Below are 17,027 nucleotides of genomic sequence, written 5' to 3' on the forward strand. Positions count from 1 at the left end.
CTTAGGCTTTGTCTGAAAAATAATGTCTTGCTAGCCTTCCTCCATCAGGCTTGGAGGTGTTGTCATGGCAGGACGTTACGAGATTTCCGATCAGGGTTGGGCATTGATTGAAGATATCGTTTCGCCTGGCACCCCCGCTGGGCGTGGACGCCCACGGCGCGATGACCGGCAGATGCTCAACGGCATCTTCTGGATCCTCTGTTCCGGCGCCAAATGGCGGGATCTGCCCGAACGCTTCGGCCCATGGAAAACGGTCTACCAGCGCTTTCGTCAGTGGCGAGATGACGGCACACTCGAACGCAGCCTGTCACGCCTTCACCTGAAGCTTCGGGAAGATGGTTACATGGATCTCGATACCTGGATGGTGGACTCCACCTCGATTCGAGCGACTCGCTCTGCCGCTGGTGGCGGTAAAAAAGGGGCTCTGGAGAACGGGTAGGCCATGCGCTTGGACGAAGCCGAGGCGGCCTGACCACCAAGATTCACCTGGTTTGCGATGCCAATGGCGTTCCCCTGAGCTTCCTGCTATCGCCTGGTCAGCATGCCGATTCACGCTATCTCGTTCCTGTCATGGAGCAGATCCGCTTGCCAGGTCATACGGGACGTCCCCGCAAGCGCTGCCGCCATCTGCTGGCCGACCGAGGTTACGATAGTGATCGATTGCGTCGCTACTGCGACCGGTACGGAATACGACCGACGATCCGGCACCGACAGATGCACCGTCGCCCCAAGCCAGGACTACCCCGCCTGTTCGAGCGCCCGCGTTATCGGCGTCGCAATGTGATAGAGCGTCTATTTGGCTGGATGAAGGAAAAGCGGCGACTTTGTACTCGCTACGACAAGCTGGCAAAAAGTTACCGTGCCATGGTCACGCTGGCCTGCATCGAGCGCTGTTTACGGGTCTATTTTTCAGACAGAGCGTAGCTGCAGCAATAACCTCCTGCACGGAAAAACCATTACCGTTACCCAAGTTATAGAAGTTGGCACCAGTAATCTTACCAATCACGAGACTCTCCAGCGCCAGCGCATGAGCCGCACATAAGTCCTCGACATGAATGTAATCGCGAATACAAGTGCCATCTGTTGTTGGGTATTCCCGCCCAAAAACAGTGACATTCTCCCTCCGACCTGAAGCAGCTTGAAGGATCAGCGGAATCAAGTGAGTTTCCGGATCGTGGTATTCTCCCAATTCTCCGTCCGGGTCCGCACCACAGGCATTGAAATAGCGCAAGGAAACAGAGTTAACCCCATAGGCCGAGGCGTAATCCTGCAATGCTCTTTCCACCATTAGCTTGGTAGCGCCGTAAGGATTTATTGGTTTTTGTGGATGACACTCGTCTATTGGTGTGTATTCCGGCTCACCAAATGTCGCTGCCGTGGATGAGAAAACAAAATGTTTTACATTAAATTTCAGTATAACATTCAGCAAACTCAAGGTATTCGAAACATTATTTTTATAATATTTAGCTGGGTCAATTATCGACTCCCCCACCAAACTATTTGCGGCAAAATGCATAACAGCATCAAACGAATTCTCTTGGAACAGTCGTTCCAAAAAAATCGAATCGGCTAGATCACCCACCACTAATTCACCATAGCAGGCGGGCTCTCGAAAGCCAGTGCTCAAGTTATCCAGAATGACGACATCATGACCAGCCTGAGAGAGTTGTTTAGTCATGTGGGAGCCGACATAACCACAACCGCCAACTATTAAAATATCCATACCGATATCCGTACCTACCTGCCAAGTAGTCTAACAATCACATTCGTAAGGCGCACGTCGCTCTTTCTATCATCGCCAAAACCAATAGAAGCTGTTGTATCATATTCAAAGACAACTTTAGCATTATCCATAAAAACCTTTGAAACCTCACCAAACCCGTTAAATATTAACACCCCGTATTCAGAGTTCGCTTGATGAAGAAGGAGTGAGTTCTCATAGGAATCAATCGCCTTTTCCCTGGATATCTTAACAGATGACACAGGTATAACATCCTCTTTTAATTTCATCGAAATCCGATCTGCGTTGTCAGTACGGATATCTAGCCATACCCCCCATTTTTTGGCCTTGTCATAAGGAAAATCTAAAAAGGGCAAACCTAAAATATAGCACCGACCAGTCTTAAGGCAGCTAAGGACGCTACAAACATCCGAGAAAAAATCATGTTCAATTTTAAGCTCATTATTTTTTTGACGGTCTTCTTTTAACTGCTTAAGACTATCAGGGTATTCCCCGACATACGACTTAAATCGAGAAGGTATAAACCCCTTAAAGAAACTTTGGTCTTCATTTTCCCAACCTTTCTTCCATGCCGTAGATATAGAAGTTATATCCTTCGTCCACTTAAGGTGCATGAATGAGGCCTTCTCGATACGAGGATATGTTTGGCCGTGCATTGAAAAACGTTCACATGTTTCTCCAGAATAGTAGAACGTCTCTTCTGTAACCTTGAAAAAACGAGGCTCAGAAGCTGTCCTCAATTTTTCGGTGACTTTACTTAGCTCACGACCAACAATATCAACGCCATGAAAAGCAACTATATTATCAGTATCACTATTAGATAAAATGTGCTCTCTCAGTGTTTCTCCCAGCCAATCCATGGCGACCATATCCCCATCCCACTTCATGGCATGCGAATACCGGCTCTTCGAGAAGCACCAATTATAAAAATAAGCCCTTTCATAAATAGACCCTTTAAGCTGGAGGTTATGCCCGGGCCCGTTAGGCAGACTGTCGTAAGGAAAATATAACATCCTGATCTTTTCCGGAAATTGATTCGCTAGGCTTCGGGAAACCTCTTCAGTATTATCAGCTTGCCTGCCTTGTATGCAGATTAGAACTTCGTCGCACCACTTTATAATGCTTAACACTGAAAGCTCTAACCATTCATCTTCATCTTTTACGCGTAAAACCGCAGAAAGCCCTTCAGGTCTAGACCTCCAATAATCAGGGTTAATAAAATACTCTTCATCTTCTTCAACGTTATTTACATAGAAAACAGCTCCTTCATTAACCATGTCTCATCCCCTCTTACAAACACAACTCCCATGCAATACACTTACGAATGACTTTGCCTTCCACCCCTTTTATGTCACTAAAGTAATCCACTGGTCTGTTAGAAAGCTTTCTTTTCTTTCTATCAGAAAGAAAGAAAGAAGAACAGTAGCAATAGATTCGGTAAGTCTTAGTAGAAATTATTTGACCATCGGAGAGATTCATCTGATTGCAAAGGCCAATATGATCATTAAAACGCACACTGATTTCAGAAGCTTTATTCTTCGCGCGACTTTTATTACTAGACTTTGCAGGAGCTTCCTTGTATTTACCACCTACACCAGGATTAAATTCGAAATAGTTTTCAAAAAGAATTTCCCACTCTGCCACATCCAACTGTCTATCGGGCTTCACTTGCCCCTTAGGCACAGTCAACCCAGTAAAACCTGACTCACACTCAAAATAAATCTGATCAAGCTTTAAATTATCGTCTCGACAGGTAGACAATATTTCACTTTTCTTCTCTTTAGATAGAAGATCGACTTTCTGGGGTTTGTAGCCATTTTTATTGTTATGCGCATCAATAGCCTGGGAAACTCTCTCAATGAAACTTAAATAATTGGAACTGGTTGACCATGGCAAAGAGTTAAAATATCTGACCCCCTTTACATGGGCGGCATTAAAAGGAAAATCGTTGTATTGCTTGCTCACTGGCCTTGGCAAATTGGCATATTCTCCGATACCTATAGCATTACAAAAGTCGTAAACGATATCCCCTTTGAGAAACCGACCTCTGTCATAAATTTTAGCAATTATATTCTCCCTCCCGATTTTGCTCGCCCATAGCTCCAAATAAGAGAAATAATTCAGCCTCTCTTGTGTAGTGCGTAATTCAAGCCATGAATCAATATCAACATCGACTTTACCGACAGCCCCTCCAGCTACGAACTCAGCGTACTGTGAATTGGCCCAATCGTCTTGGCGTCTCAAATAACCTATCAGCTTGATATCAGATCCCGGAAACAAATCAGGAATGTTCACAGATTTTCGATTAAGAAAGTAAGCCTCACTTGACAAGATGATAGTATGAATCTTTCCACCAGCCAAGGTTAGCCCAGCATTAATATGCCGCCTCAACTTCTTTTCTTTGTTCTTAGAATTTGCCTCAGATGTAAATCTAACATGCCCAGCTTGTTTATGAGGTCTTTCTAACTGCCAAAACAAACCAACCTCAGGGTACCATATTCCATTCCTGAGAAGCTCGGCTCTATTTTTCTCAAGGTAGTGTTGAATATAAGTGCTTCCGGTCTTGGTGCTACCAAAATGTATTACCACACTAGGCTTTATGCCGTTGTATACTGTTTTACCAGATGTTTCAATCAGGCTATTTCTAGCATAAGAATTTAACGCATCCTGTATCAGCTGCTCATTGGTATTGGTTGGTTTTTTCAGCAGCTCAAAAAACCATTCCTCTTGCTGTATCGGCTTCAAATAAACTGCGGAAATTATATACTCGAATCGCCTACTCAAAAGAGAAGCAAAGATTAATTGGTAAGCATTATTAGCCACATGCGCCTGAGATACTTGGAGCGGCTCGGCAATCAAATCAAATGGTTTTAAATTTGTAGACTCAAGGATAGCTGCTATTCTTTCAAGGTCACTATCTAGGTGTCGGGTCCCGTGTGATTAACCACCCGCCTGGTAAATAAGTCAGGCCGTTTAGTCTGCCATTCTTTCATCATCGCAATAGGTGATTGATGGTGCAGTGCCTTCTGCGGGATGTGGTGATTGTACAGCCAGGTATAGCGTTTCAGCGTCTGTTCCAGGTCCTCGCCTGAGGCATAGCTCCGAGTCGCCAGCACGTCGCTGATGCGGCCGTTGAAGCGCTCCACCATGCCGTTCGTTTGCGGCTTTCCCGGCTTGATCAGGCGGTGTTCGATGTCATGTGCCTGGCACTCCTGGTCAAACGGATGCCGGCCGCTGGGCTTGCGCTCACCTGCACGTGTGAAGCGATCGGTAAAGGATTTGCCGTTGTCAGTCAGCACCGTCTGGATCTTGAAGGGCGCCTTCTCTTCCACCTGCTTCATGAACGCGCGAGCATCCTTCGCGGACTGACTGCTTCGGATCTCCAGATACACCCAACGCGTGGCGCGATCGATGGCGACGTACAGGTAGCGTTTCTGCTGCTCGTCGGGCATCCGAGGCAGGTGCTTGATGTCGATGTGCACATACCCCGGTTCGTAGTCCTTGAAGGGCTTGTGCCTCGGCTTCTCGTCATCTCCGATGTCCTGCCGAGCCAGTTCCGCCAGTGTCGGCACGCCGCGCCGCTGGAGCATGCGATGCAGGCCGGAGCGAGACAACCGGGAGTTTAGGAACTCACGCGCCACGACGAGGAGATCATCCAGGCCGAGGCGAAGGAATTCGCGTGCTGCGATCAGCACCTCCTCCTGCTCGGGCGTGAGCGTGGCCAGCAGGTTGTGACGCGTGTGCGATCGATCATGGACATCGTCACGGTAGCGCCAGCGCCGTATGGTCGCGGTGGCGACGCCATACTGGCGAGCCAGCTCGCTATCCGTGATGCTGGAGGGCGCTGCCTGGATCTCGGCCCGGATCTTCGGTGTCGTGGTCGCTTGTTTATGCAGCTTGATGTCCATGAACTTGCTCCCGGATGAATTGCTGAAGAAGCTCTCTCGCTGCTAGCAGAGGATAACTTCTATAGGCGATCCGATCATCCGGGACCCTACAATTATGTATCCGGGCTACAAACTTAACATTCTGGCGCCCAGTCATTGAACCTTGGAATCCTCCACCAATGCCTATGGGCCAAGAAACCTTGCAGAGACGACGAATACTTCCCTTATCAGGTGAATCCATTCCTCCAATTAACCGAAGCAAAGTTGACTTACCCGCTCCATTACGGCCAACAAGGCCAACGCTTACATTTTTAGGTATTGATAAATTGATATCTTTCAGCACCCAGTCACTACCGTGGTGGTTATGATATCGCTTATATAGATTACTAATTTCAATCATGGACAACACTAGCGAGCCATAAATGCTCGTCCGGTTTATCGTGCTTTGAGTCGATCTTGGAAGCGAAGGTGAAGCATCAAACCCAATGTCATCATGGTCAGCGCCCAAAACCATAAATAGGTTAGGTCTATACCATCAAGACTGTAATAGCCTGGGAAGAAATTTAGTCGCAAGCTCTCTAGCCCATGAACAATGGGATTCAAAAGCACGTATTTTTGATATTCGTGAGGGATATAATTCAACGGAAAAATCACACCGGATAATATCAAGAGAGGCAAGTTTAGCAGTTTGACAATAGTGCCAATTTCAGACACCAAAGATGCGGCGGCAGATACCAATAAGCCGGCTCCTAACCCCAAGGCCCAGAGCGAAAGCCAATCTAACAGTGCTTCCAGTGGCCGGTGAGGTAGGAGATCAAACTTCATCAAGCTACCTAGAGCGATAAACAGTAGAAAAATAAAAGACTTAAGCATGAATTCGAGAAACCCCCGAACCAACACAGTATCTACCGGCTTGACTTGGCGATAAGTGAATAGCCCAGAGTTCGCATCTACGGCACCGAGCAGACGCATCATGTTTTCCCGAAACAAGGTGAAACCCATCATCCCTACAAGCACCCAAGGGATGAAGTCAGCGCCCGCAACATGACGACCGCCGGAGATCACGCCTCTTATAGCTATCATGACTCCAACAACAGCCATCGGCTCGAATATCATCCAGAACCAAGACATACGATCTGCCATGGTCCTGGCGGTCATTTCTCGCATGAACATGGCATGCCACACGTTCCATGTGACACCCCAGGATTCACGGAGATCAACCAATAGAGACTTTGATTGAGACATAAGCGTTACCGCTGATAGCGCAGTGCGCTCGGGAGAATCGACAAAACCGCATGAGTCGCCTTCGACTCATGCGGCTTAATGAGAGTGATTAGAGGTCCAACGCGACCTTGGTCGCCACGGCTACCTGATAAAGAATCTGCGTGATGCTGGTCGCCAGCTCGATATTGCTGGTCGGCGCGGCCGGCAGCACCAGGATCTCGTCTCCGGCGCGAACGTCGGTATCGCCGACACGGATCACGGCGCCGTTGCGATGCACGACGAGTACCTGATCATCATCCGCGCGTGGCGTGAAGCCGCCGGCTTGACGAATATAATCCTCGGCGCTCATGCCCGGGGTGTAGACCATGGCCTGGGGAATCGTCACTTCGCCGCTCAGCAGCACGGAATCCGAGCTTTCCGGAATGGTGACCACATCGCCATCCTGCAGGCGGATATCGGCGATATCGCCATTGCGAGCGACGACCAGCCGGCCGGTGGGTTCGGTCTGGCGTGCCTTCTGCACGAAGCGTTCGATCAGCTCGGCCTGGCGAACCTGAATCTCGCCTTCTCCGGTCGTCCGCGCCGGGTAGCCGAGGTAGGTCTGCTCGAGCCGGTCCAGGCTCTCGTTGAGCGACTCTTCCTGCTGCTCCGCGACGCTTTCGCGGCGAATCGAAACGTCCTGATAGCTGGTCATGCTCTTGGGCACGCTGATCGCGTTCAGGAACTCGCCCAGATGCGCATCCCGCGGCAGCACGTAACGAGAAGGCCCGTAGTAGCTGCCTTCGACCTGCACGACGATGCTTTCGGCACGCTGATCGGCACTGAACATAACCTCGTCACCACGCTCGATCTCCGCCGTGCGGAACTCATCCAGCGTCAGGTAGCGCGCGATCGGCCCTTCCGGACGATCTCCGCGCAACAGCACATGAGACACGCCGGAGCGCAGACGTGCCAGGTTGGTCACATCGCCACCGGTCAGGCTTTCCCCTGCCAGCTCGTAGCGGAACGGGCGCTGAACGTCCCCCACCACGGCGACCGCCGGGCCACGCTCTTCGACAACGATGGTATCGCCATCGCGGAACTGCGGATGCGGCATGTTGCCGTCGATCAGGAAGTCATAGAGATCGATCGTGTCGACGATGCGGCCGCCGCGCTTGATCGCGATCTGGCGATAGCTGCCCAAGGTCTGGTCGATACCACCGGCCTGATCGAGGAAGTAGAGCATCGAATCGCTCGGCGTACCGGAGTAGCGGCCAGGATTCTTGACATAGCCGGTCACGAACACGCCGACCGGCTGCACGCCCTGCAGATTGGTGTAGACCTGGACGTTTTCCGGGTAGACCGACTTGATCGCGCTGGTCACGCGGGAATTGAGTTCACTATTGGACGTGCCCTGCACGTTGAGCGGCCCGATGCCGGGCAAGAAGATATTGCCCTGAGAATCTACCGTCAGCACGCTCTGCATCTCGGTGCCACCCCAGACCCGTAGATTGATCTGGTCTCCAGGCTTGATGGTGTAGCCGGGGTTAAGGCCATCGGCCATCACGCCACGGAAGCCACCGGTAAACAGGTTGGCGCCGAATGGCGGCAACATATTGGGGTCGACCGGCGGCTGGTCAGGATCGACCGGACCGTAGTTGGCACTGTTCCAGTTGGCCCGAGGCTGATCTTCGACAGCTTGCTGAGCCTGTTGCTGGGCCTGCTGCCCGTCGGCGCCTTGCCCCTGAGAAGTCACCGATTGGGCTTGCTGATCCTGCGGAATAATGCTGCTGGAACCGAAGGATTGGGCATTGGCCACCCCGACGTTCAGGCACGCTACCGCCACCAGACACCCGGCCCGGAAAAACGATGCTGCATGTTTCATGCAATACTTCCTGTTGTAATCACAAGGCTCGCAGTCTGTCTTCTAAAGTTAGAATGACGGTTTAGCGATTTAAGAAAAATGATTTAGCTGATCGGAAAACGATACACGCGGAAGCTGACTCAAAAGGAGGGGATTTTTGTTACGGAGTGCTTGGATTGGTCAACGTTCGAGTAACCAAACGCTGGGTATACCAGCCACTATCTTTTATAAGACAAGCCACTTGGGGATTCTGGCTATTCTGAAGCACATCTTCTTCGGCATTGTTTCTCGCGATATCTAAATGCACGCAAAGTCGACCACTCGCAGCGAAGTAACGTTCCTGAACAATAACAGAGACGTTCGAACCCCACGGGGTTCTGGGAAAAGCAGAGAGACTGCCAGGCGTGGCGTTGTCGAGAAAGTGAGATATCTCGGGGCCGAGCACTGCCGCGCCCTGCATGGTGCCAATATTGTTACCATTATAATGACCCTGCGAAGCGCAACCCGAAAAGGTTACGACTAGAGCCCCTGCCGCTAGCCATCTTCCGATTCGGCTACAGCCAGAGAAAGCCCCGTTGAAAAAAGCGTTTGGCATATTGTCTGTTCAACCTGATGGACGAAACAATGAAAAATCGGCGCATAGAGCCATCCCAGCCACTATTGCCGAGAATTGGCCCACTATCAAAAGACACGCTGATTATCAGAGTGGTCTCAGGCGTTTTGCTTGTCGCACCATCCCGGATGCAACGCGCAGCAAACGAAAAGTTGGCCAATCCATAGCCTTGATTTCATGAGTGTATGTTGTCTTCGCAGACTTGCCTACAACAGAAACGCTGCATCTTAAAAGATATTGCATCTTCACGTTGCTTAACGTATCAGTGCAGACAAAACTCTACAATTTAGTAGAAATAACTACCCAACTGTAACGGTCCTCAGCATTATTACAGTCGACACAAAAATATTTAGCACGCTTATACAATTACGCTATATTGCCGTAGCTTCAGCACCAGCTCCTTGACGGTATCTTCTACGCTCAGTTCGCCCGTATTGATCTCGATTTCCGGATTCGTGGGGGCTTCATAAGGCGAACTGATTCCGGTGAAGTCTTCGATCTCTCCGGCGCGGGCCTTTTGGTAGAGACCTTTGGGGTCGCGCTCTTCACAGACTGCCAACGATGTGTTCACGAACACTTCGATGAATTCGTCGCTGTCGACCATGTTGCGGACCAGGTCTCTGTCGCGCTGGAACGGCGAGATGAACGAAACCAGCGTGATCATGCCGGCATCGACCATCAGCTTGGCGACTTCGCCTACGCGACGAATGTTTTCCTGACGATGATCGTCGCTGAAGCCGAGATCGCCGCATAGACCATGGCGCACGTTGTCGCCGTCCAGCAGGTAGGTGCTGTAGCCCATGCCGAACAGTTGGCGCTCGAGCGCGTTGGCAGAGGTTGACTTGCCTGCGCCAGAAAGCCCGGTGAACCAGATGATGCACGGCTTCTGGTGATTGCGTTCGGCGCGACGCTGCTTGGTCACGGCCATGTCGTGCCAGACGATGTTGCTGGCGCTGAGCGTTTCCACCACCATGCCGGCACCCACGGTGACGTTGGTCATGCGGTCGATGATGATGAAGTTGCCGGAGTGCGGTGAGCGCGTGTAAGGGTCGAGCCCCAGCGGCTGCTTCACTTCGATCTGGCAGCGCGCGATGCCGTTGAGCGGGATTTCTCTGGCCGGATGGCGCTCGAGCGTGTTGACGTCGGTCTGGTGGACGATCCGCGCTACGCGACCGCTGACGACGCTGGTGCCCGCCTTGAGCTCGTACTCGCGCCCCACTTCCAGCGGCGTATCGTGCATCCAGACGATGTCCGCGGTGAACGCCGTGGTCGGCTCCAGCTTGCTGTCCGCCGCGACAAGCATGTCGCCACGGGAGATATCGATCTCGTCGGCAAGCGTGACGGTGATTGCCTGATCGGGATAGGCAACCTCGAGTTCGCCATCGTAGGTTACGAGGCTTTCGACGGTGGATGTCCTGCCGGAACCGAGCACGCGAATGGCGTCGCCCGGGCGAAGAATGCCGGCCGCCAGTGTGCCGCAGTAGCCCCGGAAGTCGAGGTTCGGCCGGTTGACGTACTGTACCGGGAAGCGCAGATCCACAAGGTTGCTGTCGTGTTTGACGTCCACGCCTTCCAGCAGGCGCAGCAGCGGTTCGCCACCGCCTTGTGCGTACCAGCTCATGTTCTCGCTGTCGTTGACGACGTTGTCCCCTTCCAGTGCCGATATCGGCACGAAATGCAGATTGATGTCGTCGTTGAGATTCTTCGAGAATTCCTTGTAGTCGGCGACGATCTCGTCGAAGCGATCCTGGGAATAGTCGACCAGATCCATCTTGTTGACGGCGACGATCAGGTGACGAATGCCCAGCAGCGAGCAGATATAGCTGTGACGGCGAGTCTGGGTCTGAATGCCGTAGCGCGCATCGATCAGAATGATCGCCAGGCTCGCAGTCGACGCACCCGTAGCCATGTTGCGGGTGTACTGCTCGTGGCCCGGCGTATCGGCGATGATGAACTTGCGCTTGTCGGTGGAGAAGAACCGGTAGGCGACATCGATGGTGATGCCCTGCTCCCGCTCCGACTGCAGGCCATCGACCAGCAGCGCCAGATCGACCTTGTCGCCGGTCGTCCCGCTGGTCTTCGAAGCCTGAGTGATCGCCGCCAACTGATCTTCGTAGATCATCTTGGAGTCGTGCAGCAGCCGCCCGATCAGGGTCGACTTGCCGTCATCGACGCTGCCGCAGGTGATGAAGCGCAGCAGGTCTTTCTGCTCGTGCTCTTTCAGATACGCTTCGATGTTTTCTGAGATCTTCGGTGAGGCGTGTGACACGGTTTTTCCCCCATTTGTGAAGAGTACGAGCGCTGCGAGCCACGAGTTTCGGGCTATGAGCAGGCTGTGATCTCCATCAAGACTTGTGTTTTACTTGGCCAGACGCCAAAGCGTTCAATAAAGCGCCAAGCATCCGTGATAACTGAATAGCTTCATTGCGCCACTGAGTGCCCTTCTGCTCAGCGATGTACCCTATTTCCATACCGATCAAGGCCTGAGTCGCAAACTCGCCACACGAGCCTTTTGCAATAGACACGAAGCGGAACTTTTCTCGCTCGGTATATCTTTCGAACCCTTCCGCGATGTTGCTGGGAATCGAGAGCGCAGAGCGCGTGATCTGGTCTTTGAACCCGAAATCACGGAGGCTATGAAGCTCCCGATAAACGTCTACGCTGAGACGCTTACCACGTTGCCAGACCTCCATCTGCTCATGCCTCATCTCTTCGCCCTTTCCAATTCTCACAGATAATTCGCAACCGCTTTTCGTAGCTCGTAGCTCGTAGCTCGTAGCTCGTAGCTCGTAGCTCGTAGCTCGTAGCTCGTAGCTCGTAGCTCGTAGCTCGTAGCTCGTAGCTCGTAGCTCGTAGCTCGTAGCTCGTAGCTCGTAGCTCGTAGCTCGTAGCCCGTAGCCCGTAGCCCGTAGCTCGTAGCTCGTAGCTCGTAGCTCGTAGCTCGTAGCTCGTAGCTCGTAGCTCGTAGCTCGTAGCTTAGAAGTACCCCTCCCGCTTCTTCTTTTCCATCGAGCCGACCTGGTCGCGGTCGATGGCGCGGCCGGAGCGCTCACTGGTGCGGGTGAGCAGCATCTCCTGGATGATCTCGGGCAGCGTGGCGGCTTTCGATTCCACCGCGCCGGTGAGCGGGTAGCAGCCCAGGGTGCGGAAGCGGACCCATTTCTCTTCGGGGACTTCGCCGGGTTCCAGCGGCAGGCGATCGTCGTCGACCATCACCAGCATGCCGTCGCGTTCGACCACAGGGCGCGGTGCGGAGTAGTACAGCGGGACGATGGGGATCGATTCGAGATAGATGTACTGCCAGATATCCAGCTCGGTCCAGTTGGAGAGCGGGAATACGCGGATCGATTCGCCCTTGTTGACCTTGCCGTTGTAGAGGTTCCACAGCTCGGGGCGCTGGTTCTTGGGGTCCCAGCGGTGGTGCTTGTCACGGAAGGAGTAGACGCGCTCCTTGGCGCGGGAGGCTTCCTCGTCGCGACGGGCGCCACCGAAGGCGGCATCGAAGCCGTACTTGTCCAGTGCCTGCTTGAGCGACTGGGTCTTCATGATGTCGGTGTACTTGGCGCTGCCGTGGTCGAACGGGTTGATGCCGGCGGCGCGGCCTTCCTCGTTGATATGCTCGATCAACTCCATCCCGACGTCCGCGGCCATCCGGTCGCGGAACTCGATCATTTCCTTGAACTTCCAGGTGGTGTTGACGTGCATCAGCGGGAACGGCGGCGGCCCGGGATAGAACGCCTTGCGTGCGAGGTGCAGCATCACCGAGGAGTCCTTGCCGATCGAATAGAGCATCACCGGGTTGCCGAACTCGGCGGCGACCTCGCGGATGATATGGATGGACTCGGCTTCGAGCTGCTTGAGATGCGTCTGGCGTTCGGGGGTCAGTTCGGTCATGGCATGTCCCTACGCTTTGTCTGAAAAATGATGTCTTGCTAGCCTTTCCTCCCTCAGACTTGGAGGTATTGTCATGGCAGGACGTTACGAGATTTCCGATCGGGGTTGGACATTGATTGAAGATATCGTTTCGCCTGGCACGCCCGCTGGGCGTGGACGCCCACGCCGCGATGACCGGCAGATGCTCAACGGCATCTTCTGGATCCTCTGTTCCGGCGCCAAATGGCGGGATCTGCCCGAACGCTTCGGCCCATGGAAAACGGTCTACCAGCGCTTTCGTCAGTGGCGAGATGACGGCACACTCGAACGCAGCCTGTCACGCCTTCACCTGAAGCTTCGGGAAGATGGTTACATGGATCTCGATACCTGGATGGTGGACTCCACCTCGATTCGAGCGACTCGCTCTGCCGCTGGTGGCAGTAAAAAAGGGGCTCTGGAGAACGGGTAGGCCATGCGCTTGGACGAAGCCGAGGCGGCCTGACCACCAAGATTCACCTGGTTTGCGATGCCAATGGCGTTCCCCTGAGCTTCCTGCTATCGCCTGGTCAGCATGCCGATTCACGCTATCTCGTTCCTGTCATGGAGCAGATCCGCTTGCCAGGTCATACGGGACGTCCCCGCAAGCGCTGCCGCCATCTGCTGGCCGACCGAGGTTACGATAGTGATCGATTGCGTCGCTACTGCGACCGGTACGGAATACGACCGACGATCCGGCACCGACAGATGCACCGTCGCCCCAAGCCAGGACTACCCCGCCTGTTCGAGCGCCCGCGTTATCGGCGTCGCAATGTGATAGAGCGTCTATTTGGCTGGATGAAGGAAAAGCGGCGACTTTGTACTCGCTACGACAAGCTGGCAAAAAGTTACCGTGCCATGGTCACGCTGGCCTGCATCGAGCGCTGTTTACGGGTCTATTTTTCAGACAGAGCGTAGATTCGTTTGTCGAGAAGTCGCGGTAAGCTTCGGGCTTCGGGCTTCGGGCTTCGGGCTTCGGGCTTCGCTAGCATGGACCCCCAATACTTCCGGCTCGCAATCTGCTCGTGGCTCGCGGCTTACTGCTCGCGGCTCGGGGCCCGTAGCTCGAAGCTGGCCCGAAGGGCCCCTTCCCAGCGAGAATCGCGCTGCCCACAGACGATAAAAAACGGGTTGAGGGTGCTTTCCTGCTGGTTACAGCGAAGCGGCTCGAGCGTTTCGGCGTTCAGCACTGCGCCTCCGGCGGCGGTGACGACGGCCTGGGCGGCGGCGGTGTCCCATTCGCAGGTCGGGGCCAGGCGCGGGTAGAGATCGGCGGCGCCTTCGGCAACCAGGCATAGCTTGAGCGAGCTGCCCATGGAAACGCGTTCGTGAGCCGGCAACTGGGCGCAGAAGGCTTCGAACGATTCCGCGCCATGGGAACGGCTGCCGACGATCAGCCAGGGCTGGTCGCCCGCAGCGGGCAGTTCCCGCACCCCGATCTGCCGCTCCCCTTCGGCGGTGATCTTGAATGCCCCCAGATCGGCATCGCCCCACCAGGTCGTTTCCAGTACCGGCGCATGGACGATCCCCAGCACGGGAACACCGTTCTCGACCAGGGCCACGTTGAGCGTGAACTCGCCGTTTTTCTTGATGAACTCCTTGGTGCCATCCAGCGGATCGATGAGCCAATAACTCGACCACTGCCGGCGCGTCTCGTAGGTGATCTCTTCGCTCTCTTCGGAGAGTATCGGGATCTCCGGCGTCAAGCGTTGGAGCAGCTCGGTCAGCGCTCGATGGGAGGCCATGTCCGCCTGGGTGAGCGGACTGTCGTCGGCCTTGGTCTCGACGCTGAAATCCTGGGCGTAGATGTCCAGCACCCGTTCACCGGCGTCGACCACTCCTTCCAGCAGTTCTTGCCTCGTGGCTTCGTTGATCTTCATGGTGTCTCCGTGGATATCCCTGAGGCGATCAGGCTAGAAAGGCCAGATCAGCGGTATGAGCAGAATCGCGGTGGCACCCACCAGGGCGCTTACGGGAAAACCCAGCTTGAGATAGTCATGCATCTGGTAGCCGCCCGGCCCCATCACCATCAGGTTGGTCTGGTAGCCCAGTGCGGTCATGAAACTGGCGGAGGCCGCGATGGTGATAGCGATCACGAACGGCATGAAGTCCACGCCCAGCTGCTGCGACACCGCCAGCCCGATGGGAAACATCAGTACCGCCGCGGCGTTGTTGGTGATCATCTCGGTGAACAGCACCGTCATCAGGTAGACGAACGCCAGCGCCAGCCAGGGCGAATCGATATGCCCGACCACCAGTTCGGCGATGGTCTGTGCAGCGCCGGATTGGGTCATCGCCGCGCCCAGGGAAAACGACGCAGCAATCACGATAAGAACGGAAAGGTCGATGTAACGCCGTGCCTTGCCCATGGTCAGGCAGCCGGTCATCAGCAGTGCCCCGGCAGCGAGAAAGGCGGCTTCCAGAATCGAGACCAGGTTGGTCGCGCTGAGTATGACCATCACGCCGAGAATGCCCAGCGAGAGCGGCGCTTTTTGAAAGTTCGGCGGTGTCGAGTCGTTGAGCTGGCTGACCAGCAGGAAGTCCTTCCGGTAGCGATACTGTTCGACGAACTCCTGCCCCGTCTCCAGCAGCAGGGTATCGCCAACCTGGAGCTCGATATCCCCGACCTTGCCGTTCAGGCGCCGGCCATGGCGGGAGATCGAGAGAATGACGGCCTGGAACCGGGAGCGGAATCGCGACTCACGCACCGACCGGCCGATGCCGGTGAAATCCGGGCTGACCACCGCTTCGACCAGACAGCGCCGATGCTGCGCCACCGGCAGCTTCTGCACGTTACCGTTGGCGGGGCTCAGCCCGCGGACCTCACGCAGCTCCCGAGCGCACTCCGGCGCGCCGATGAAGACCAGCGTATCGCCATCCTGCAATCGGGTATCCGGCGGCACGGCCGTCAGCAGTTGATCGTCTCGCTCGATATCGGCCAGATAGCCAAACTGCAGGTTACGCAGCCCAGCGTCCGCGATGGTCTTGCCCACCAGCGGCCCCTTGGGCTCGACGATCACTTCGACGCTGTATTCGCGGATCTGGTCCAGTTGGGCGCTGGTGCCATCGCGCTGGGGCAGCAGCCACTTGCCGAAGATCAGGATGAACCCGCCGCCCACAAGAAGAATCGGCAGGCCGATCCAGGTCAGTTCGAACATGCCCAGCGAGATCCCCTGACGGCTCTGCAACAGGCCGTCGACGACCAGGTTGGTGCTGGTGCCGATCAGGGTGCAGGTGCCGCCGAGTATGGAGATATAGCTCAGTGGCAGCAGCAGCTTGGAAGGTGACAGACGCAGGCGATTGGACCAATCCTGAATGGCGGGGATGAACATCGCCACGACGGTGGTGTTGTTCATGAATGCGCTCAGGATCGAAGCGGGCAGCATCACCCGCCACTGCGCCCGGCGCAGGGTGGAGGGCTGGCCGAGAAGCAGCCCGGCGATCCACTTGATCGCGCCGGTTTCCTTCAATGCGGCAGCGACCACGTAAAGCGCCGCAATAGTCATTACACCGGTGTTGGCGAAGCCGGCCAGGGCCTCTTGCGGCGAGAGCACATCCGAAAAGATCAGAAACGCCATCGCGCCGACCAGAATGGCGTCCGGCGCGATTCTTGTAAAAACGAGCGTGCCCAATACGGCCACGACCGTCGCGATGCTCAACCAGGCATCAATGCCCATATTGATTCTTACCTTTGCCTTGATTGGTCTGCGTGAAGATTCGATGACTCGATACCGATCATGAATCAATTCGTCAGTGTCGAGTACCGACATCATGCCAGCACTGCATTGTATGGGGGGTATGTAAGGCGAA

14 protein-coding genes and 1 pseudogene are annotated in these 17,027 nt (G+C 54.4%); 2 read left to right on the forward strand and 13 right to left on the reverse strand.

From position 1 onward, the window contains the following. The first annotated feature begins 64 nt into the window (after positions 1–64). Positions 65–924 (forward strand): IS5 family transposase gene (locus R5R73_RS11420; RefSeq protein ID WP_322527563.1). Its coding sequence is split into 2 segments (ribosomal slippage): positions 65–434 and positions 434–924, totalling 861 coding nucleotides; the frame shifts between segments, so codons are not numbered across the junction. Here the strand turns inward: R5R73_RS11420 and galE are convergent. The 11 genes and pseudogenes from galE to cysD all read right to left on the reverse strand — a co-directional run bounded on the left by galE (position 869) and on the right by cysD (position 13,202). Further along, positions 869–1,723 carry a UDP-glucose 4-epimerase GalE gene (galE, locus tag R5R73_RS11425; protein ID WP_322527564.1) on the reverse strand — a complete coding sequence of 285 codons (855 nt, stop codon included), beginning with the start codon at positions 1,721–1,723 and terminating at the stop codon, positions 869–871. The two genes, R5R73_RS11420 and galE, sit on opposite strands and share 56 nt — an antisense overlap. Positions 1,724–1,737: 14 nt before the next feature. Beyond that, a complete protein-coding gene (locus R5R73_RS11430; RefSeq protein WP_322527565.1) occupies positions 1,738–3,018 on the reverse strand; it encodes a hypothetical protein in 1,281 nt (426 codons plus the stop codon). A gap of 13 nt (positions 3,019–3,031) precedes the next feature. Further along, positions 3,032–4,564, reverse strand: a complete 1,533-nt coding sequence (locus tag R5R73_RS11435) for a hypothetical protein (protein ID WP_322527566.1) — start codon at positions 4,562–4,564, stop codon at positions 3,032–3,034. Between the two features lie 95 nt (positions 4,565–4,659). Next, the gene (locus tag R5R73_RS11440) at positions 4,660–5,649 is read right to left on the reverse strand and encodes an IS481 family transposase (RefSeq protein ID WP_322527567.1); all 990 of its coding nucleotides are present in this window, start codon (positions 5,647–5,649) and stop codon (positions 4,660–4,662) included. A 97-nt stretch (positions 5,650–5,746) separates the two neighbouring features. Further along, positions 5,747–6,028 (reverse strand): annotated as a pseudogene (locus R5R73_RS11445) (ATP-binding cassette domain-containing protein); the annotation flags it as partial. A gap of 35 nt (positions 6,029–6,063) precedes the next feature. After that, positions 6,064–6,801 (reverse strand): ABC transporter permease, encoded by a 738-nt coding sequence (locus tag R5R73_RS11450; RefSeq protein WP_322527568.1) that lies wholly within the window; start codon positions 6,799–6,801, stop codon positions 6,064–6,066. A gap of 160 nt (positions 6,802–6,961) precedes the next feature. After that, entirely contained in the window at positions 6,962–8,716 is a 1,755-nt protein-coding gene (locus tag R5R73_RS11455) for a polysaccharide biosynthesis/export family protein (protein ID WP_322527569.1), read from the reverse strand. A 139-nt stretch (positions 8,717–8,855) separates the two neighbouring features. Next, positions 8,856–9,290, reverse strand: coding sequence for a DVU3141 family protein (locus R5R73_RS19290; protein ID WP_416221189.1), 435 nt, complete (start codon positions 9,288–9,290; stop codon positions 8,856–8,858). A 376-nt stretch (positions 9,291–9,666) separates the two neighbouring features. Beyond that, complete coding sequence (gene cysN / locus R5R73_RS11460) at positions 9,667–11,577, reverse strand: sulfate adenylyltransferase subunit CysN (protein ID WP_322527570.1); 1,911 nt, start codon at positions 11,575–11,577, stop codon at positions 9,667–9,669. 76 nt (positions 11,578–11,653) lie between these two features. Continuing rightward, a complete protein-coding gene (locus R5R73_RS11465; protein WP_071232021.1) occupies positions 11,654–12,016 on the reverse strand; it encodes a four helix bundle protein in 363 nt (120 codons plus the stop codon). A 268-nt stretch (positions 12,017–12,284) separates the two neighbouring features. Continuing rightward, a complete protein-coding gene (gene cysD / locus R5R73_RS11470; RefSeq protein ID WP_322527571.1) occupies positions 12,285–13,202 on the reverse strand; it encodes a sulfate adenylyltransferase subunit CysD in 918 nt (305 codons plus the stop codon). 73 nt (positions 13,203–13,275) lie between these two features. Here cysD and R5R73_RS11475 point away from each other — a divergent pair. After that, positions 13,276–14,135, forward strand: a protein-coding gene (locus tag R5R73_RS11475) for an IS5 family transposase (RefSeq protein WP_322527572.1) whose coding sequence is annotated in 2 segments (ribosomal slippage) — positions 13,276–13,645 and positions 13,645–14,135 — 861 coding nt in all. Because the reading frame shifts where the segments join, the coding sequence is not laid out codon by codon here. Positions 14,136–14,254: 119 nt separating this feature from the next. Here R5R73_RS11475 and cysQ read toward each other — a convergent pair. Beyond that, the gene (cysQ, locus tag R5R73_RS11480) at positions 14,255–15,097 is read right to left on the reverse strand and encodes a 3'(2'),5'-bisphosphate nucleotidase CysQ (RefSeq protein WP_322527573.1); all 843 of its coding nucleotides are present in this window, start codon (positions 15,095–15,097) and stop codon (positions 14,255–14,257) included. 33 nt (positions 15,098–15,130) lie between these two features. Further along, positions 15,131–16,894, reverse strand: coding sequence for an SLC13 family permease (locus R5R73_RS11485; protein ID WP_322527574.1), 1,764 nt, complete (start codon positions 16,892–16,894; stop codon positions 15,131–15,133). Between the last annotated feature and the right edge of the window lie 133 nt (positions 16,895–17,027).

It is taken from the genome of Salinicola sp. LHM (assembly GCF_034479735.1).
Classification (GTDB): domain Bacteria; phylum Pseudomonadota; class Gammaproteobacteria; order Pseudomonadales; family Halomonadaceae; genus Salinicola; species Salinicola salarius.